The 14,490-nt window shown below is 73.5% G+C and carries 15 protein-coding genes; 6 read left to right on the top strand and 9 right to left on the bottom strand.

What is annotated here, in order from left to right; genetic code table 11:
• The first annotated feature begins 62 nt into the window (after positions 1 to 62).
• Complete coding sequence (locus ABD794_RS02030; RefSeq protein WP_344960583.1) at positions 63 to 290, top strand: DUF3107 domain-containing protein; 228 nt, start codon at positions 63 to 65, stop codon at positions 288 to 290.
• Between the two features lie 238 nt (positions 291 to 528).
• Complete coding sequence (locus ABD794_RS02025) at positions 529 to 816, top strand: hypothetical protein (protein ID WP_344960582.1); 288 nt, start codon at positions 529 to 531, stop codon at positions 814 to 816.
• 50 nt (positions 817 to 866) lie between these two features.
• Here the strand turns inward: ABD794_RS02025 and ABD794_RS02020 are convergent, their stop codons facing one another.
• Complete coding sequence (locus ABD794_RS02020; RefSeq protein WP_344960581.1) at positions 867 to 1,616, bottom strand: ferritin-like fold-containing protein; 750 nt, start codon at positions 1,614 to 1,616, stop codon at positions 867 to 869.
• 539 nt (positions 1,617 to 2,155) lie between these two features.
• Between ABD794_RS02020 and ABD794_RS02015 the strand changes: the two genes are divergently transcribed.
• Positions 2,156 to 4,627: a DEAD/DEAH box helicase gene (locus ABD794_RS02015; RefSeq protein ID WP_344960580.1), complete on the top strand. Its 2,472-nt coding sequence runs from the start codon at positions 2,156 to 2,158 to the stop codon at positions 4,625 to 4,627.
• Between the two features lie 191 nt (positions 4,628 to 4,818).
• Here ABD794_RS02015 and ABD794_RS02010 read toward each other — a convergent pair whose 3' ends face one another.
• Entirely contained in the window at positions 4,819 to 5,577 is a 759-nt protein-coding gene (locus ABD794_RS02010; protein ID WP_344960579.1) for an SDR family oxidoreductase, read from the bottom strand.
• A 67-nt stretch (positions 5,578 to 5,644) separates the two neighbouring features.
• Between ABD794_RS02010 and ABD794_RS02005 the strand changes: the two genes are divergently transcribed.
• Positions 5,645 to 6,517, top strand: a complete 873-nt coding sequence (locus ABD794_RS02005) for an alpha/beta fold hydrolase (RefSeq protein WP_344960578.1) — start codon at positions 5,645 to 5,647, stop codon at positions 6,515 to 6,517.
• Here ABD794_RS02005 and ABD794_RS02000 read toward each other — a convergent pair.
• Together ABD794_RS02000 and ABD794_RS01995 are read right to left on the bottom strand one after the other, a co-directional pair.
• Positions 6,489 to 7,265, bottom strand: coding sequence for a VOC family protein (locus ABD794_RS02000; protein ID WP_344960577.1), 777 nt, complete (start codon positions 7,263 to 7,265; stop codon positions 6,489 to 6,491). The two genes, ABD794_RS02005 and ABD794_RS02000, sit on opposite strands and share 29 nt — an antisense overlap.
• Before the next feature lie 109 nt (positions 7,266 to 7,374).
• On the bottom strand, positions 7,375 to 8,328 hold the full coding sequence (locus tag ABD794_RS01995) for an NYN domain-containing protein (protein ID WP_344960575.1): 954 nt from the start codon (positions 8,326 to 8,328) through the stop codon (positions 7,375 to 7,377).
• Positions 8,329 to 8,543: 215 nt separating this feature from the next.
• Between ABD794_RS01995 and ABD794_RS01990 the strand changes: the two genes are divergently transcribed.
• On the top strand, positions 8,544 to 8,696 hold the full coding sequence (locus tag ABD794_RS01990) for a hypothetical protein (protein WP_344960572.1): 153 nt from the start codon (positions 8,544 to 8,546) through the stop codon (positions 8,694 to 8,696).
• A 110-nt stretch (positions 8,697 to 8,806) separates the two neighbouring features.
• Here ABD794_RS01990 and ABD794_RS01985 read toward each other — a convergent pair whose 3' ends face one another.
• The 4 genes from ABD794_RS01985 to ABD794_RS01970 form a co-directional block, all read right to left on the bottom strand.
• On the bottom strand, positions 8,807 to 9,412 hold the full coding sequence (locus tag ABD794_RS01985) for a MarC family protein (RefSeq protein WP_344960571.1): 606 nt from the start codon (positions 9,410 to 9,412) through the stop codon (positions 8,807 to 8,809).
• Positions 9,413 to 9,568: 156 nt separating this feature from the next.
• The gene (locus tag ABD794_RS01980; RefSeq protein WP_344960570.1) at positions 9,569 to 10,423 is read right to left on the bottom strand and encodes a PHP domain-containing protein; all 855 of its coding nucleotides are present in this window, start codon (positions 10,421 to 10,423) and stop codon (positions 9,569 to 9,571) included.
• Positions 10,424 to 10,508: 85 nt separating this feature from the next.
• The gene (locus ABD794_RS01975) at positions 10,509 to 11,150 is read right to left on the bottom strand and encodes a DUF6758 family protein (RefSeq protein WP_344960568.1); all 642 of its coding nucleotides are present in this window, start codon (positions 11,148 to 11,150) and stop codon (positions 10,509 to 10,511) included.
• Between the two features lie 104 nt (positions 11,151 to 11,254).
• On the bottom strand, positions 11,255 to 11,872 hold the full coding sequence (locus ABD794_RS01970; protein ID WP_344960567.1) for a suppressor of fused domain protein: 618 nt from the start codon (positions 11,870 to 11,872) through the stop codon (positions 11,255 to 11,257).
• A 478-nt stretch (positions 11,873 to 12,350) separates the two neighbouring features.
• On the opposite strand from ABD794_RS01970, the gene ABD794_RS01965 reads away from it, so the two are divergent.
• Complete coding sequence (locus ABD794_RS01965) at positions 12,351 to 13,472, top strand: magnesium and cobalt transport protein CorA (protein WP_344960566.1); 1,122 nt, start codon at positions 12,351 to 12,353, stop codon at positions 13,470 to 13,472.
• Here ABD794_RS01965 and ABD794_RS01960 read toward each other — a convergent pair.
• The gene (locus ABD794_RS01960) at positions 13,450 to 14,412 is read right to left on the bottom strand and encodes a DMT family transporter (protein ID WP_425585901.1); all 963 of its coding nucleotides are present in this window, start codon (positions 14,410 to 14,412) and stop codon (positions 13,450 to 13,452) included. The genes ABD794_RS01965 and ABD794_RS01960 overlap by 23 nt on opposite strands.
• Positions 14,413 to 14,490 lie beyond the last annotated feature (78 nt).

Raw genomic sequence — 14,490 nt, 5'->3', positions numbered from 1 at the left:
CGCGCATCCCTCCCCCGGGGTCACACCGTGGGGGACCGCACACCTTCGGAGGGACAGTAGCCGTGGAGGTCAAGATCGGCGTGCAGCACGCGCCCCGCGAGATCGTTCTGGAGAGCGGTCAGTCCGCCGAGGAGGTCGAGCGCGCGGTCGCCGACGCGCTCGCCGGCAAGGCGCAGCTGCTCAGCCTGGCGGATGAGCACGGCCGCAAGGTCCTCGTCCCGGCCGACCGGCTGGCCTACGTGGAGATCGGCCAGCCCACCGTCCGACGGGTCGGCTTCAGCACGCTCTGAGCGACAGCCCGGCCCGAGCGGTCGGCGACCACGGAAGGGCCCCGGTGCACAGCGCACCGGGGCCCTCCGCATGTCCGCCCGCACGGGCGCACGTGGGCCGTCGACTCCGGTTGCCGGACGGTGACTTCGGTGACCGGACCGTCGAGCGGAGCAGGGTTGCCCGGGGTGGTCAAGGGGTAAGACCGCTACGACCGTTTTGCACCTGCTGCCGGTCCGCGGTACGGGAGGGAAAACCGACATGATCCTCTGGGAAGCGCTGGGCTCGGTGCTCATCGGCCTCGCCGTCTCCTACGGAGCCCTGCGCTGGCTGCCCGCCCGTCTCGGACGGTTCGGCTCCCGGAAGCTCACCCTGGGCACGGGCCCGGTGGCCGCCCTCTTCGGCGCCCTCCTGGCGCACTCGGTCCTGGGCCCCGGTCATGTCGCCGGGACCCTGGCGGCGGCGCTGGTGGTGGCCGTCGCCCTGCTCTCCCTGCTGCTGCGTCCCGGGCGTCCCGCGGGGCGGCCCCGCCGCTCAGCCGCGGCCTGAGGCGGACCCCGACGGGGCCCCGGTGATACGGCGTGCGCCGCCCGCGCGGGTCAGGCGGCCAGCCCCAGCGCGGCCATCCGCTTGGTGTGCGCCTCGGTGATGCGCGAGAACATCTTCCCGACCTCCGCCAGGTCGAAGCCGTCGGCCACCCCGCCCACGAGCATCGTCGACAGGGCGTCCCGGTCGGCGACCACGCGCTGCGCCTGCGAGAGCGCCTCGCCCATCAGCCGCCGCGCCCACAGCGCCAGCCGCCCGCCGACCCGCGGGTCCGCCTCGATGGCGGCCCGGACCTTCTCGACCGCGAACGTCGCGTGGCCGGTGTCGTCGAGGACGGTGAGCACCAGGGCCCGGGTGTCGGAGTCCAGCCGTGCCGCCACCTCCCGGTAGAAGTCGCTGGCGATCGAGTCGCCCACGTACGCCTTGACCAGGCCCTCCAGCCAGTCGGAGGGGGCGGTCTGGCGGTGGAACTCGTCGAGCGGCGCCGCGAAGGGCTCCATGGCCCCGGTCGGCTCGGCGTCGACCGCAGCCAGCCGGTCGCGCAGCCGCTCGAAGTGCTGGAACTCCGCGGCCGCCATCTTGGCCAGCTCTGCCTTGTCGCCCAGCGTGGGCGCCAGCTTGGCGTCCTCCGCGAGCCGTTCGAAGGCGGCCAGCTCGCCGTAGGCGAGGGCGCCGAGCAGGTCCACGACCGCGGCGCGGTAGCGGGGGTCGGCGGACGCCTGCGCCCAGTCCTGGGCGGCGATTCCGGTGGGTTCTTCGGCAGGACCTTCTGCGGCCGCTGCGGCCTTGTCGGACGTCTCCATGAACGGAACCATAGCCCGCCGTGGCGCGGACGGAAGGGCCTGGTCAGCCACTCGTCCGACGCCCTCGGGACGAACGGCCCGGGCACATGTGCGCGTTTCCGGGGTAGAGTGCTATACGGCCCGCCGCGCATTCGGCAGGCCGTATCCATGCCGGTTCCTCCGGGAGCGAGTCCCCGGAGCGCCAGCGGATGCCCGGTCGGTGGCCCGATCGGCTTCCACAAAACCGACCGCCCTCCCCGCGGTGCGTACGAGACGTACGCAGACCAGGAGGGATCCGCTCGCGGCACGTGTGCCCGCGCGAAGGCAGTGGTCCCGCGCCATCCCCGGCCCCCGGCCGGAGAGTACTCCGGCGCGGTACGTACGGACTCCTCGTACGACCCCCTTCGCCGCTACGCGCCGCGTCTCACAGAAGAGGCAGCACCCTGAATACCCCGGACACTTCCGAGAACCGCACCACCTTCCGAGAACTCGGCATCCTCCCCGAGACCGCCGAGGCCCTCGAGGCCGTCGGCATCGTCCACCCCTTCCCGATCCAGGAGATGACCCTCCCGGTCGCCCTCTCCGGCTCCGACGTGATCGGCCAGGCCAAGACCGGCACGGGCAAGACCCTCGGCTTCGGCCTCCCCCTGCTGGAGCGCGTCGTCGTCCCCGCCGACGTCGAGGCGGGCCGGGCGAAGCCCGGACAGCTGACCGACGCCCCGCAGGCGCTGATCGTCGTCCCCACCCGCGAGCTGTGCCAGCAGGTCACCAACGACCTGCTCACCGCCGGCAAGGTGCGCAACGTGCGCGTCCAGGCGATCTACGGCGGCCGCGCGTACGAACCGCAGGTCGAGGCGCTGAAGGCGGGCTGCGACGTCGTCGTCGGCACCCCCGGCCGACTGCTCGACCTGGCGGGCCAGAAGAAGCTCAGCCTGGCGAACGTCAAGGCGCTGGTGCTCGACGAGGCCGACGAGATGCTCGACCTGGGCTTCCTGCCCGACGTCGAGCGCATCATCACCATGCTGCCCGCCAAGCGGCAGACGATGCTCTTCTCGGCGACCATGCCGGGCGCGGTCATCTCGCTCGCGCGCCGCTACATGGACCGGCCCACGCACATCCGCGCCACCTCGCCGAACGACGAGGGCCAGACCCACGCCAACATCGCGCAGCACGTCTTCCGCGCCCACTCCATGGACAAGCCGGAGATGGTCGCCCGGATGCTGCAGGCCGAGGGCCGCGACCGCGCGATGGTCTTCTGCCGGACGAAGCGGACGGCCGCCGACATCGCCGACCAGCTGGCCCGCCGCGGCTTCGCCTCCGGCGCGGTCCACGGCGACCTCGGCCAGGGCGCCCGCGAGCAGGCGCTGCGCGCCTTCCGCAACGGCAAGATCGACGTGCTGGTCTGCACCGACGTCGCCGCGCGCGGCATCGACGTCGACAACGTCACGCACGTCGTCAACTACCAGTCCCCCGAGGACGAGAAGACCTACCTGCACCGCATCGGCCGCACCGGCCGCGCGGGCAAGTCCGGCACCGCCGTCACGCTGGTCGACTGGGACGACATCCCGCGCTGGAAGCTCATCAACAAGGCGCTGGACCTCGACTTCGACGAGCCCGAGGAGACGTACTCCACCTCGCAGCACCTGTACGAGGCGCTGGGCATCCCCGCCGGGACGAAGGGCGTCCTGCCCCGCTCCGAGCGGACGCGCGCCGGGCTCGCGGCCGAGGAGATCGAGGACCTCGGCGAGACGGGCGGCCGCGGGGCGGGCCGGGGCCGTGGCCCCAAGGCCGCTCCGGCCGCCGAGTCCGAGAGCCGTCCGGAGCGGACGCGGACGCCGCGTCAGCGGCGCCGGACGCGCGGGGGCACGGAACTGGACGCCGCCGCGACCACCCCGGCGCCGGCGCCGACGCCGGTTGCCGACGAGGCTCCGGCCGTCGCCGCCGTCGAAACGACCGCTCCCGAGACCCCGGCCCGTCCGCGTCGCCGGCGGCGGACGCGGAGCTCGGCCGCCGCGCCCGTGACCGCTTCGGTCCAGGCCCCGGTCGCCCCCGTCGCCACGGAGGCTCCGGCCCCGGCTCCCGTCGAGGCCCCGGCCCCGGCCGCCGCTCCGGTGAAGACCCCCGAGCCCAAGGCTCCGGCGGCTCCGCGCCGCCGTGCCGCCGCGGTGCCGGTCCAGGCCCCGCCTGCCCGCCGGGCACCGGTGCGCCGGGTCGCGGCGCCGGTGGAGCCGGTGGCCGAGGTGGGCTTCGAGACGGTGGAGGCCGCCATCCTGCGGCAGGCCGCCGCGGCTGCGGCAGCGGCCGCCACCAAGGTGACCGAGCCCGCCGCGCCGGCCGAGCCGGTGAAGGCCGAGGCCGAGCCGAAGCGCCGCCGCGCCGTCCGGAAGGCCACCGCGCCCGCGCCGGTGGAGGCCGTCGAGGCCGCTGTTGAGGCCACGGCTGTGGCGGAGCCGGTGAAGGCGGAGGAGAAGCCGAAGCGTCGCCGCGTCGTCCGCAAGGCCACCACGACGGTCGAGACCGCCGAGGCCGTCGAGACCGTCAAGGCCCCTGAGCCCGTCGAGACCCTGGTGGTCCCGGAGGCCGAGGAGAAGCCGAAGCGTCGCCGCGTGGTCCGCAAGGCCACCACGTCGGCCGAGGTCGCCGAGGCGCCCGAGGCCGTCGAGGAGAAGCCGAAGCGGACCCGCACGGCCAAGAAGACCGCTGCTGCCGAGGGCGAGGCCGCCGAGGCCGAGCCCAAGCGGACCCGCACGGTCAAGAAGGCGGCCGCCGCCGAAGGCATCGAAGGCGAGGCCGCCGAGGTCAAGCCGAAGCGGACGCGGACCGCGAAGAAGGCCGTCGCCGCCGTGGAGGCCGTGGACGCCGCCGAGGCGGAGGCCGAGGAGAAGCCGAAGCGCCGCCGCGTCGTCAAGAAGGCCGTCGCCGCCGAGGCCGTCGAGCCGGCGGCCGAGCCGGTGGAGGCCGAGGCCAAGCCGAAGCGGCGCCGGGTGGTGCGGAAGACCGCGGCGCCGGTGGAGGCCGAGGTCACGGCGTAGGGGTTCCCCGACCCCGCCCTTTCTCCCCCGACAACGCGGCTGCGCCGCGTTCGTCCTCAAACGCCGGACGGGCTGAATGATCAGCCCGTCCGGCGTTTGAGGACTTCGCCCGAAGGGCGAATGGGGTCCGGGGTCTCCCCGGGAAACGGAGAAAGGGCGGGCCAGGGGCAACAATCCCCCGCCCCCGGCCGCTACGCCGCGAAACCCCCGTCCACCGCCACCGCCGCCCCCGTCACATACCCCGCCCCCGGCCCCGCCAGATACGCCACCGCATCCGCGACCTCCGACGGACGGCCGTAGCGGCCGACGGCCGTCAGCGCCGCCTGGACCGGCGCGGATTCGCCGTCCGCCGGGTTCATGTCCGTGTCGATCGGCCCGGGATGGACGAGATTGGCCGTGACTCCCGCCGGACCCAGCTCGCGCGCCAGCGCCTTCGTGAGGCCGACGAGGGCCGCCTTGCTGGTGGCGTAGAGCGTTCCGCCGGGGAACGCGGCCCGCTCGGCCATGCAGCTGCCGATCGTGATGACGCGGCCGCCCTCGCCGAGATGGGCCACGGCCGCCTGGGTCACCAGATAGACGCCGCGGATGTTGACCGCGATGACGTGGTCGACGTCCGCGAGGGACATGTCCCCGATCGGCCCCAGCGCCCCCGCCCCCGCGTTGTTGACGAGAACGTCGAGCCGTCCGAATTCCGAGACGGCCGTCTCGACGGCCGACCGCGCCGCCTCCGCGGACGCCGCGTCGGCCCGTACCGCCAGGACCCGCCGCCCCAGCGCCTTCACCTCCGCGACGACGTCCGCCGCGGCCGCCTCGTCCGACCGGTACGTGAAGGCGACGTCCGCGCCGTCGGCCGCGAGCCGGCGGACGACGGCCCGTCCGATGCCCCGGCTGCCGCCGGTGACCAGGGCGACCTTGCCGTTCATGTGTGCTGTGCTGCTGCTGTCGTTCATGCTTCGATCCTGCTCGGCACCGCCGCCCGGCGCTGGCGGCGATCGGACACCGCGTTAGCCTCGGCACATGAGCAGGCCGCCCTTCCTCACCTTGCCCCCGTGCGCGCAGGCGTACCGTCTCACCACCGCCCGCGGGGAGTTCGCCGTCCACGACGCACAGCCGGAGGGCGGGGGCCGCCCGCGCGGCGCCGTGCTGCTGGTCCCGGGATTCACCGGCAGCAAGGAGGACTTCATCGCCCTGCTGGAGCCCCTGGCGCGGGCCGGGGTACGGGCCGTGGCCGTGGACGGCCGGGGGCAGTACGAGAGCCCCGGCCCGGACGACGAACACGCCTACGCCCTCGACGAGTTGGCGCTGGATGTGCTCGCGCAGGCGGAGGCCCTCGGCGAGCACGGCCCGGTGCACCTGCTCGGCCATTCCTTCGGCGGCCTGGTCGCCCGCGCGGCCGTGCTCGCCGACGCCCGGCCGTTCCGCTCGCTCACCCTGATGAGCAGCGGTCCCGCGGCGGTCGCCGCCGAACAGCGCGACCGCACAAGGCTGCTGATCCACGCCCTCACGGAGCTGAAGCTCGACATGGCGGGCGTGTGGCGGGAAAAGGCGCGCCTGGACGGCCCGGAGGCGGCGGACGACGCGTTCCACCGCCGCCGCTGGATGGGCACGAATCCGGCCCAACTGGTAGGTGCGGGCCGACAGTTGGTCGAGACCGCCGACCGGACCGCGGAACTCGCCCGCACGGCGCTGCCCAAGCACGTCCTGTCCGGCGAGGAGGACTACGCCTGGCCGGTGCCGGAGATGGACGCGATGGCCGCCGCGCTCGGCGCCCGCCGCACCGTGATCGCGGGCGCGGGCCACTCCCCCGCCGCCGAGCGCCCCGGGCCGACGGCCGACGCGCTGCTCGCCCTCTGGGACGCGGTCAGTCCGGCGGACCCGACGTCACGGTGAAGATGCCGCCCTCCGCGTCGCACAGCGTGGCCTCGTGGCCGACCACGGACAGGCCCGGCTCGGCGGCCACCGAGCCGCCGGCCAGGAGGGCCGCCTCGACCGCCTTCTCGACGTTGTCGACGCGGAAGTAGACGTGCCAGCGCGGCCGGACCTTGGGGTCGGGGGCCGCCTCGACGCCGCCGCCGCGCAGGCAGGCCACCGTGTGCCCGGCGACGCTCACCAGCACCACGTCGTCCTCGTAGCGCACGTCGGTCTCCTGGCTCTGGTCCCACAGGAAGATCCCGCTGTAGAACAGCGCGGCGTCGAAGCAGTCGCGGGTGCGCAGCTCCAGCCAGGCGGGGGCGACGCCGTGGCCGATCCGCCAGTCGCGCAGGACCCGGCCCTCCCAGAAGCCGAAGACCGCCCCGGCCGGGTCGGCCGCCAGGGCGGCGCGGCCGGGGCCGAAGGCGAGCGGGCCCACCGCGACGGTGCCGCCGCGCTCGCGTACCCGCGAGGCGACCGCGTCGGCGTCGTCCACAGCGAAGTAGCAGGTCCAGGAGACGGGCACGCCCATCGTGCGGACGACGTTGCCGAGGCCGGCGACGGCGCGGCCGCCGGAGATCGCCACGCAGAAGTCCTCGCCGAGCGAGCCGGGCCGGAAGGTCCAGCCGAGCACCGCGCCGTAGAACTTCTGGGCCGCGGTGAGGTCGGAGGTCTGCAGGCTCACCCAGCAGGGCGTGCCCGGCCGCGCGTGCTCGGTAGCGGCCATGGCCGATCGCCTCGATTCTGTCGTGTGGCGGTGTGCTGCCCCGGCGGCGGTGGGCAGGGCCGGAGCACACGGAGCCCGGCCCACCCGTAGCCAGGGAACCGCATCCGGCTCAGAACTGCATCCGCAGGTGGTCCCAGAAGCCGTCCCGCACGGCGCGGCGCAGATCGGCGTGGCCGCGCAGGGAGAGGCCGAGGAGTCCCTCCGCCTCGACGAGCAGTTCCTGGTCGACCGCGCCGGGCAGATAGGGGTGGCCGGGCAGCAGGTCGGCCAGGGTGTCCCGGCCGCGGGCGCCCAGCCACTGGGCGGCGACCCGGGCGCCGACGAAGCGGACGTCCTCGCGGCCGGGGACGGGCCCGCGGTGCGGGGCGGGCTCGGCGAGCGGCTCGTAGGCCGCGCGCCGGCTGACGTAGGGCTTGCAGAATTCGAGGTCGAAGGTGCGCTGGCTGTCCACCTCCCACAGCAGCGGCTCCGCCTGGTTGCGCCCGCCCACGGCCTCGATGCCCCAGAGGTGGATGCGGGCGCCGTAGCCCTGGGCGGCCTCGACGGCGGAGACCAGGTCCTCGTCGCCGCCGATGAGGACGGCGTCGCTGATGGCGCGGTGCCGGGCGAGGGACTCCAGGTCGGTACGGATGAGGGAGTCGACGCCCTTCTGCTGGTTGTTGGCGTTGAGGTTGCCGAGCCGGACCTTGACGTCGGGGAGTTCGGCGATGCCCTGCTGCTCGGCGGTGTGGATGCGGCGGCGCGCCCCGTCGTACCAGTAGACGCGGAGCAGCCGGCTGTCGGGGAAGATCGTGCGGGCCTTGTCGATGAACGCCTCGATCAACCCCTCGGCGTCGAGTTCGAAGGCGCGCCGGTCCTCGGTGCCGGCGACCAGGCGGCCGGCGGCGGCGTAGACGTAGCCCGCGTCCGCGAAGACGGCGTGGGTGGAGGGCCGGGTGGCGACCTCGGCGAGGACGCGGGTCAGCAGGGCGTTGGTGCGTTCGATGCCCGCGACGACCGTGGCGAGGTCGGGGCTCTCGGGCTTGGCTTCAGGCAGGTCAGGCAGGTGGTGCGGGTCATTCATGGGGGGCTCGCTCATCCGCTGGTCACGTGGTGGGGGGACGTCCGGCTGCCGGTCGTTCGCCGGTGACTTGTTAGTCAGGTTAAAAATTTCCTTAGCGTAGGGAATGTTTGACGTAGGCACCTCGTTGGACATTCTGTGGAACGCGCCGCAGTGTCGCGGCGCGTCCTTACGCTCTGTGAAGTTCTCCTCAGGAGGATCGGACGAAGGGAGAAGCCGTGCGCTTCGAGATCATGCGCCTGGACGACATCGACGGCGCCGCCGTCGACAGCACCGTCGTGGACGCCGCCTCCGTCAACCGGATCGTGCAGCAGGCCGCTTCGGTAGGCCAGCGCCTCTACATCCGTCCTGCCGACGCCGCGACCCGGTGACGCGCTAAAGGGTACGCATGCGCGGCCGCGGCCGGATGCGGAACGCCCCCGTACGGAAAGGCCGTACGGGGGCGCTTCGCGTCCGCGGCCGGGCCGCGGTCACATATGGGTCACTTGTGCGTGATCACCTGCGTGATGCCGTTGATGATCTGCTGCACGGCGAGCGCGGAGAGCATCATGCCCGCGAGCCGGGTGACCAGCACCACCCCGCCGTCCTTGATGACCTTGATGATCAGCAGCGAATAACGCATCACCAGCCACAGCACGAGGTGCATGGCGGCGATCGCGCACCACACCGACACCTGCGCGGTCACCGAGTCCGCGCGCTGCACCGCGAGGATCACCGAGACGATCGCACCGGGGCCGGCCAGCAGCGGCATGCCGAGCGGGACGAGCGCGACATTGACGTCCTTGGTCTGCTTCGGCTCCTCGGACTTGCCGGTGAGCAGGTCGAGCGCGATCAGCAGCAGGAGCAGCCCGCCCGCGATCATCAGCGCCGGAGTGGTGATGTGCAGGTAGTCCAGGATCTGCCGGCCGCAGAGGCCGAAGACGGCGATGACGCCGAACGCGACGGCGGCCGCCTGCCAGGCCATGCGCCGCTGAACCTTGGCGGGGCGGCCCGAGGTCAGGGCGAGGAAGATCGGCGTGATGCCGGGCGGATCCATGATCACGAAAAGGGTGAGGAAGAGGGATCCGAAGACAGCGAAGTCGAACACGGTAGGGCCTTGCGTGTGGTGCCGGGCGGGCAGGGAGGAAGCGGGGAAGGGAGGAAGAACGAGGAGCGCGCCGTACGGCGCACGGAGGCGCGCGGATGCACGGACACCATCAGGGGTGCCCGGCCCGCGCGGGTCGCCTCGCGAAGGGGTGCGGGATCAGCCGCCCGCGCCCGGAACGGGGAACGCGCCCGTCGCGCGGCGCGTGATCTCCCCGTAGATCTCCGGGTCGGTGGTGAACTCGCCGAGTTCACAGGTCTTGTTGCGGCCGTGGTAGTCGCTGGAACCCGTGGTCAGCAGACCGAGGTCGGCGGCGAGACCGCGCAGCCGGGCGCGGGTGGGACCGTCGTGGTCCATGTGGTCGACCTCGACGCCGTCCAGGCCGGCCGCGGCCAGCTCGGCTATCGCGCCCTCGGGCAGGACCACGCCGCGCTTGACAGCCATGGGGTGCGCGAGCACCGTGACCCCGCCGGCGGCCTTGACCAGCCGGACGGCCTCGAACGGGTCGAACTCGTGCTTCTCGACGTACGCGCGGCCGCCGCTGCCCAGCCACTCGGGCGTGAAGGCGTCCGAGACCGAGGCGATCACGCCCAGTTCGACCATGACGGTGGCCACGTGCGGCCGGCCGACGGCCCCACCGCGGGCCAGCTCGGCGACCCGCTCCCAGGTGACCGGCACGCCGAGCTCGCGCAGCCGCGCGACCATGGCGCGGGCCCGGGGCTCGCGGCCGTCGCGGACGAGCTCGCGCTCACGGGCGAACTCCGGCTCCGCCGGGTCGAAGAGGTAGGCCAGCAGGTGCACGCCCACGCCGCCCAGCCGGCAGGAGAGTTCGGCGCCGGTGACGAGGGTGAGGCCCGGCGGCAGTGCCGCGATCGCCTCCGCGTGCCCGCCGGTGCCGTCGTGGTCGGTCAGCGCGACGACGTCCAGGCCCGCGGCGGCCGCGTTGCGGACCAGCTCGGCGGGGGTGTCCGTACCGTCGGAGGCCATGGAGTGGGTGTGCAGGTCGATGCGCACGACACGGGCCTCCCAGCACTGAACGACGACGGGATCGGACGGGACCGGTTCAGGATAACGGTCGCCCGCGGACGCTCCCGCGCGGTCAGGGCGAGACGATCCGCGGGGAGAGCGCCCCGCAGGGCACCAGGTCCACCTCGGCGCCCGCGTCCCGGAGATCGGTGATGACCAGCTCGTCGTACATCAGCAGGCTCGACGGCTCGGGCCAGACGACGGCCCACAGCCACAGCCCCCGCGCCTCGCCCGCGAAGACCGCCCGGTCGCCCGGCACCCCTTCTACGTGCCACAGGGGAGTGGGCCGCCCGGACGCGACGACCTTGGCGTGCGGGGCGCGGTCGACGCTCATCAGGCGGCCGGGATCCGGGCCGTCGATGCCCGCGTACCGCGCGCCCAGCCCCACCCCCAGCTCCTCGGCGATCAGCAGCAGCTCGCCCGGGCCGCCCAGCGGGCCGGGCCCCGAGCAGGCGACGGCGGTGGCGCGGCCCCCGTTGCGGTCGTCCCCGGCGCAGACGACTCCGGTGAACAGCCATCCGACCGGCAGCGGCCAGGGCATCCAGACGGGCACCCGGGAGCGGTTGACGACGACGGCGAGCGCCTCGACGCTCGGCGGGACCACGGGCTGGAGAGGGTGCACCGTTCCGTGCGCAGCGCACTGCCAGGAGTCGGCGAAGAGACCGGGCGCTCGCACCCGGCCACCGCACTTCGGGCAACTGGGTTCGCCCCTCATAACTTCCAACGGTCCTCCGCGGCCGCCGCCGCGTCAAGGACGATCACCCGTCCGGAGGGCCGGGTGCGCGGGCCCTCCGGCCCGTGCGTCCCTCGGGCCCGGTCTCACCCCAGCGGCACGCCTCCGCGCAGCGGATCGCGCAGGTCCGTACCGTGCCGCAGCCAGCGCTCCTCCAGCGCGGCCGCGCCCTGGACCCGTTTCCACGCCGCCTCGTTGGGCGTCATGGGCAGCAACGGGAGGAAGCGCACCGGGTCCATCGGGGCGTCCAGTTCCAGGTCCTCGACCAGCCCGCCGGGCTCCGCGACGAGGACGGAGGTGAACGGGGCGCCCGGCCACAGCGGCTCACCGGTGTCGAGCGAGGCGCCGGGCGCCACGACGAGGCCCTCGACCTGGGGCGAGGCGGCCAGTACGGCGAGGGGGCGCAGGACCTTGTCGGTGTCGGCGCGGCCGGGGCGGACGGTGAGGACGAGTTCGGCCCTCGGGCCGCGCACCGGGTCCGCCAGGGGTGCCGTCGGATCGGCCATGGGCTGGGCGGACATGCCGAGGGTGACGTAACGCACCACGGCTTCCCCGCTGTTGCCCTCTCCCGGAGCGGCTCCGGGACCGGTGAAGCGCAGGACCTCGATGCGGTCGGCGCCGAGGAAGGTCACCGCGGCGCGTGCGTCCGGCTTCCCGAAGGTGGTGTGCAGCCTGGCCTCGACCAGAGCGAGAACGTCCGACATGCGCCCGAGCATAGAACGTGTATCGAACAGGCAAAGCGGGGGCTTGACGTGTCGGGCGGCTGCTAGCCTTGGCCTCTGGTCAGGGAGTTACGTCCGTCCCTCAGCGGGGACCGGCCGGAGGAGGTGGGGCTGCGGTGGATCCTAGTCGACCGTGCAGTACCGACAGTTCCCCCGTTCCTCCGCTCCGGACGCGCGCTTTGTGAACTAGAAGCGAGTCTTTCGACCCGCCGGCCTCCTCGCCGGCCTCCCGGAAGTCCTTCCGCGCCCGCGGCACTTGACGGGGGAGCGCTGCCCTCACGCCCTCCTGCAAAGCCCTCTGCGAGTTCTCCGCGAACTGCCGCCAGCCCACGCACCGCACGGAGCGCGGCCCGCCGCATGGACGTCCGTCCGCCTGCCCCGGCGACAGGCGTGTACGTCCCCGTCGCGGACCGCGGTGCCGTGCGTCCCGGCCGGCGGCGGCCCGTGAATGGAGCCAGTCATGTCGATGATCCGTGACCTGCGTGCCGCCGTCCGCCCCGCCCTGCGCAAGGGCGGGACCCCGTACGAGCCGTACGCGTGCGACGACACCACCCGCGACCCGTCCGCCAGCAGCGCGGTCGTGGACTGCGCCGTCTACCACGAAGGACGGCGGGTGAGCTCGCCGTGCGGGCCGGCGGAGGCGATGCGACGGGTGCGCGCCGAGGGCGGGTTCGCCTGGATCGGGCTGCACGAGCCCACGGAGCAGGAGTTCGCAGGCATCGCCCGGGAGTTCGGGCTGCACCCGCTGGCCGTGGAGGACGCGGTCCACGCCCACCAGCGGCCCAAGCTGGAGCGCTACGACGACACGCTGTTCACGGTCTTCAAGACCATCCACTATGTCGAGCACGCCGAACTCACCGCCACCAGCGAGGTGGTGGAGACCGGCGAGGTGATGTGCTTCACCGGCGAGGACTTCATCATCACCGTCCGGCACGGCGGCCAGGGCTCGCTGCGCGCCCTGCGGCACCGGCTCCAGGAGGACCCGCAGCTGCTGGCCAAGGGCCCCTCGGCCGTGCTGCACGCCATCGCCGACCAGGTCGTGGACGGCTACATAGCGGTCGCCGACGCCGTGCAGGACGACATCGACGAGGTGGAGATCGACGTCTTCTCCGCCCCGAGCAAGGGCGGCTCCCGCCGGGGCGGCGACGCGGGCCGCATCTACCAGCTCAAGCGGGAAGTGCTGGAGTTCAAGCGGGCGGTGACGCCACTGATGCGGCCGATGCAGCTGCTCAGCGAGCGGCCGATGCGGCTGGTGGACCCGGACATCCAGAAGTACTTCCGGGACGTCGCCGACCACCTCGCCCGGGTGCACGAGCAGGTGGTCGCCTTCGACGACCTGCTCAACTCGATCCTCCAGGCCAACCTCGCCCAGGCATCCGTGGCGCAGAACGAGGACATGCGCAAGATCACCTCCTGGGCGGCGATCTTCGCCGTGCCCACGATGATCGCGGGGATCTACGGCATGAACTTCAAGTACATGCCGGAGCTGGGGTGGAAGTACGGCTACCCCACGGTCATGGTCATCACGGTCGCGATCTGTGTGACCATCCACCGCGGCTTCAAGAGGAACGGCTGGCTGTAGCGGGCTCCGTCCGTCTGCGGTCGGCGAGGATCACCAGGGCCAGGCCCCCGAGGATCACCGCCAGCGCGGGATACGCCGCCGCGGGCGGCGTCTGCCCCAGCCAGAGCGCGGCTATCAGCGCGGCGCCCGGGGTCTCCAGCAGGATCGCCGTCGAGGTCACGGACGGGCCCAGGCTCTTGACCACCCGGTTGATCAGGGAGTGGCCGAGCAGCTGCGCGGTGGCCGTCAGCAGCACGAGCTTGCCCCAGGTGCCCCCGTCGTACCCCGCGAGGGAGGCGCCGGACACCAGACACGCGACGAGCAGCAGCACCGTGGTGGTCGAGTAGCAGATGTAGGTGTACGCGACGGTGCCCACCGTCCGGCGCACCTCCGCACCCAGCAGGACGTACCCGGCGGCCGCCATGCCGCCTATCAGCGCGAGGGCGTCGCCCGCCAGGGCGCGCGGCGAGCCGGAGAGGTCGACGCCGGTCAGGATCACCACGCCGAGGAAGGCGAGGGCGGTGCCCGCCCAGACCAGACCCGGCTGGCGGCGGCCGCCGAGCCGCATCAGGACGACCGTCCATATCGGGGTGGTGGTGACCAGCGCCGTCGAGGACGCCACCGAGGTCATGGAGAGACTCGGCAGCCACACCCCGAAGTGCACGGCGAGCAGCGCCCCGCTGGCCACCGCGAGCAGCGCGGCCCGGCGGCCGACCGCCCGCAGCTCCGCGCGGTGGCGCAGCAGGACGAGCGGGGTGAGCGCGCCCACCGCCATGGCGTTCCGCCAGAAGGCGATGGCGAGCGCGGGGGCGGCGGTCATGGAGGCGATCAGCGGTGCGGAGAGGGCGATCCCGGACACGGCGACCAGCAGCAGCGCGAGGTCGAGGCGGGCGCCGGCGGGACCGGCGGCGGCCAGGGCCGCTCCTCGTCGCTGCGTCTGGTGGGTACGGACATCGCTCACCGCTCCAGCCTAGGCCCAAGGGTGGCTCTGCGTAACCGCGATGACGGGCGCATGGGCGGACGCACCGGCGCGTGCCCC

Source organism: Streptomyces thioluteus (assembly GCF_039535865.1).
Note: the sequence above shows the minus strand (reverse complement) of the source record. Positions and strands in the feature narration are given on the sequence as shown.

Bases quoted from the DNA above. Each gene is read 5' to 3' on its own strand.
- ABD794_RS02005 (WP_344960578.1), top strand. From the start codon at position 5,645: ATGAGCAGGCCGCCCTTCCTCACCTTGCCCCCGTGCGCGCAGGCGTAC.
- ABD794_RS02020 (WP_344960581.1), bottom strand. From the start codon at position 1,616: ATGGAGACGTCCGACAAGGCCGCAGCGGCCGCAGAAGGTCCTGCCGAA.
- ABD794_RS02010 (WP_344960579.1), bottom strand. From the start codon at position 5,577: ATGAACGACAGCAGCAGCACAGCACACATGAACGGCAAGGTCGCCCTG.
- ABD794_RS01995 (WP_344960575.1), bottom strand. From the start codon at position 8,328: ATGAATGACCCGCACCACCTGCCTGACCTGCCTGAAGCCAAGCCCGAG.
- ABD794_RS02000 (WP_344960577.1), bottom strand. From the start codon at position 7,265: ATGGCCGCTACCGAGCACGCGCGGCCGGGCACGCCCTGCTGGGTGAGC.
- ABD794_RS01970 (WP_344960567.1), bottom strand. From the start codon at position 11,872: ATGTCGGACGTTCTCGCTCTGGTCGAGGCCAGGCTGCACACCACCTTC.
- ABD794_RS01965 (WP_344960566.1), top strand. From the start codon at position 12,351: ATGTCGATGATCCGTGACCTGCGTGCCGCCGTCCGCCCCGCCCTGCGC.
- ABD794_RS02025 (WP_344960582.1), top strand. From the start codon at position 529: ATGATCCTCTGGGAAGCGCTGGGCTCGGTGCTCATCGGCCTCGCCGTC.
- ABD794_RS01975 (WP_344960568.1), bottom strand. From the start codon at position 11,150: ATGAGGGGCGAACCCAGTTGCCCGAAGTGCGGTGGCCGGGTGCGAGCG.
- ABD794_RS02015 (WP_344960580.1), top strand. From the start codon at position 2,156: ATGACCCTCCCGGTCGCCCTCTCCGGCTCCGACGTGATCGGCCAGGCC.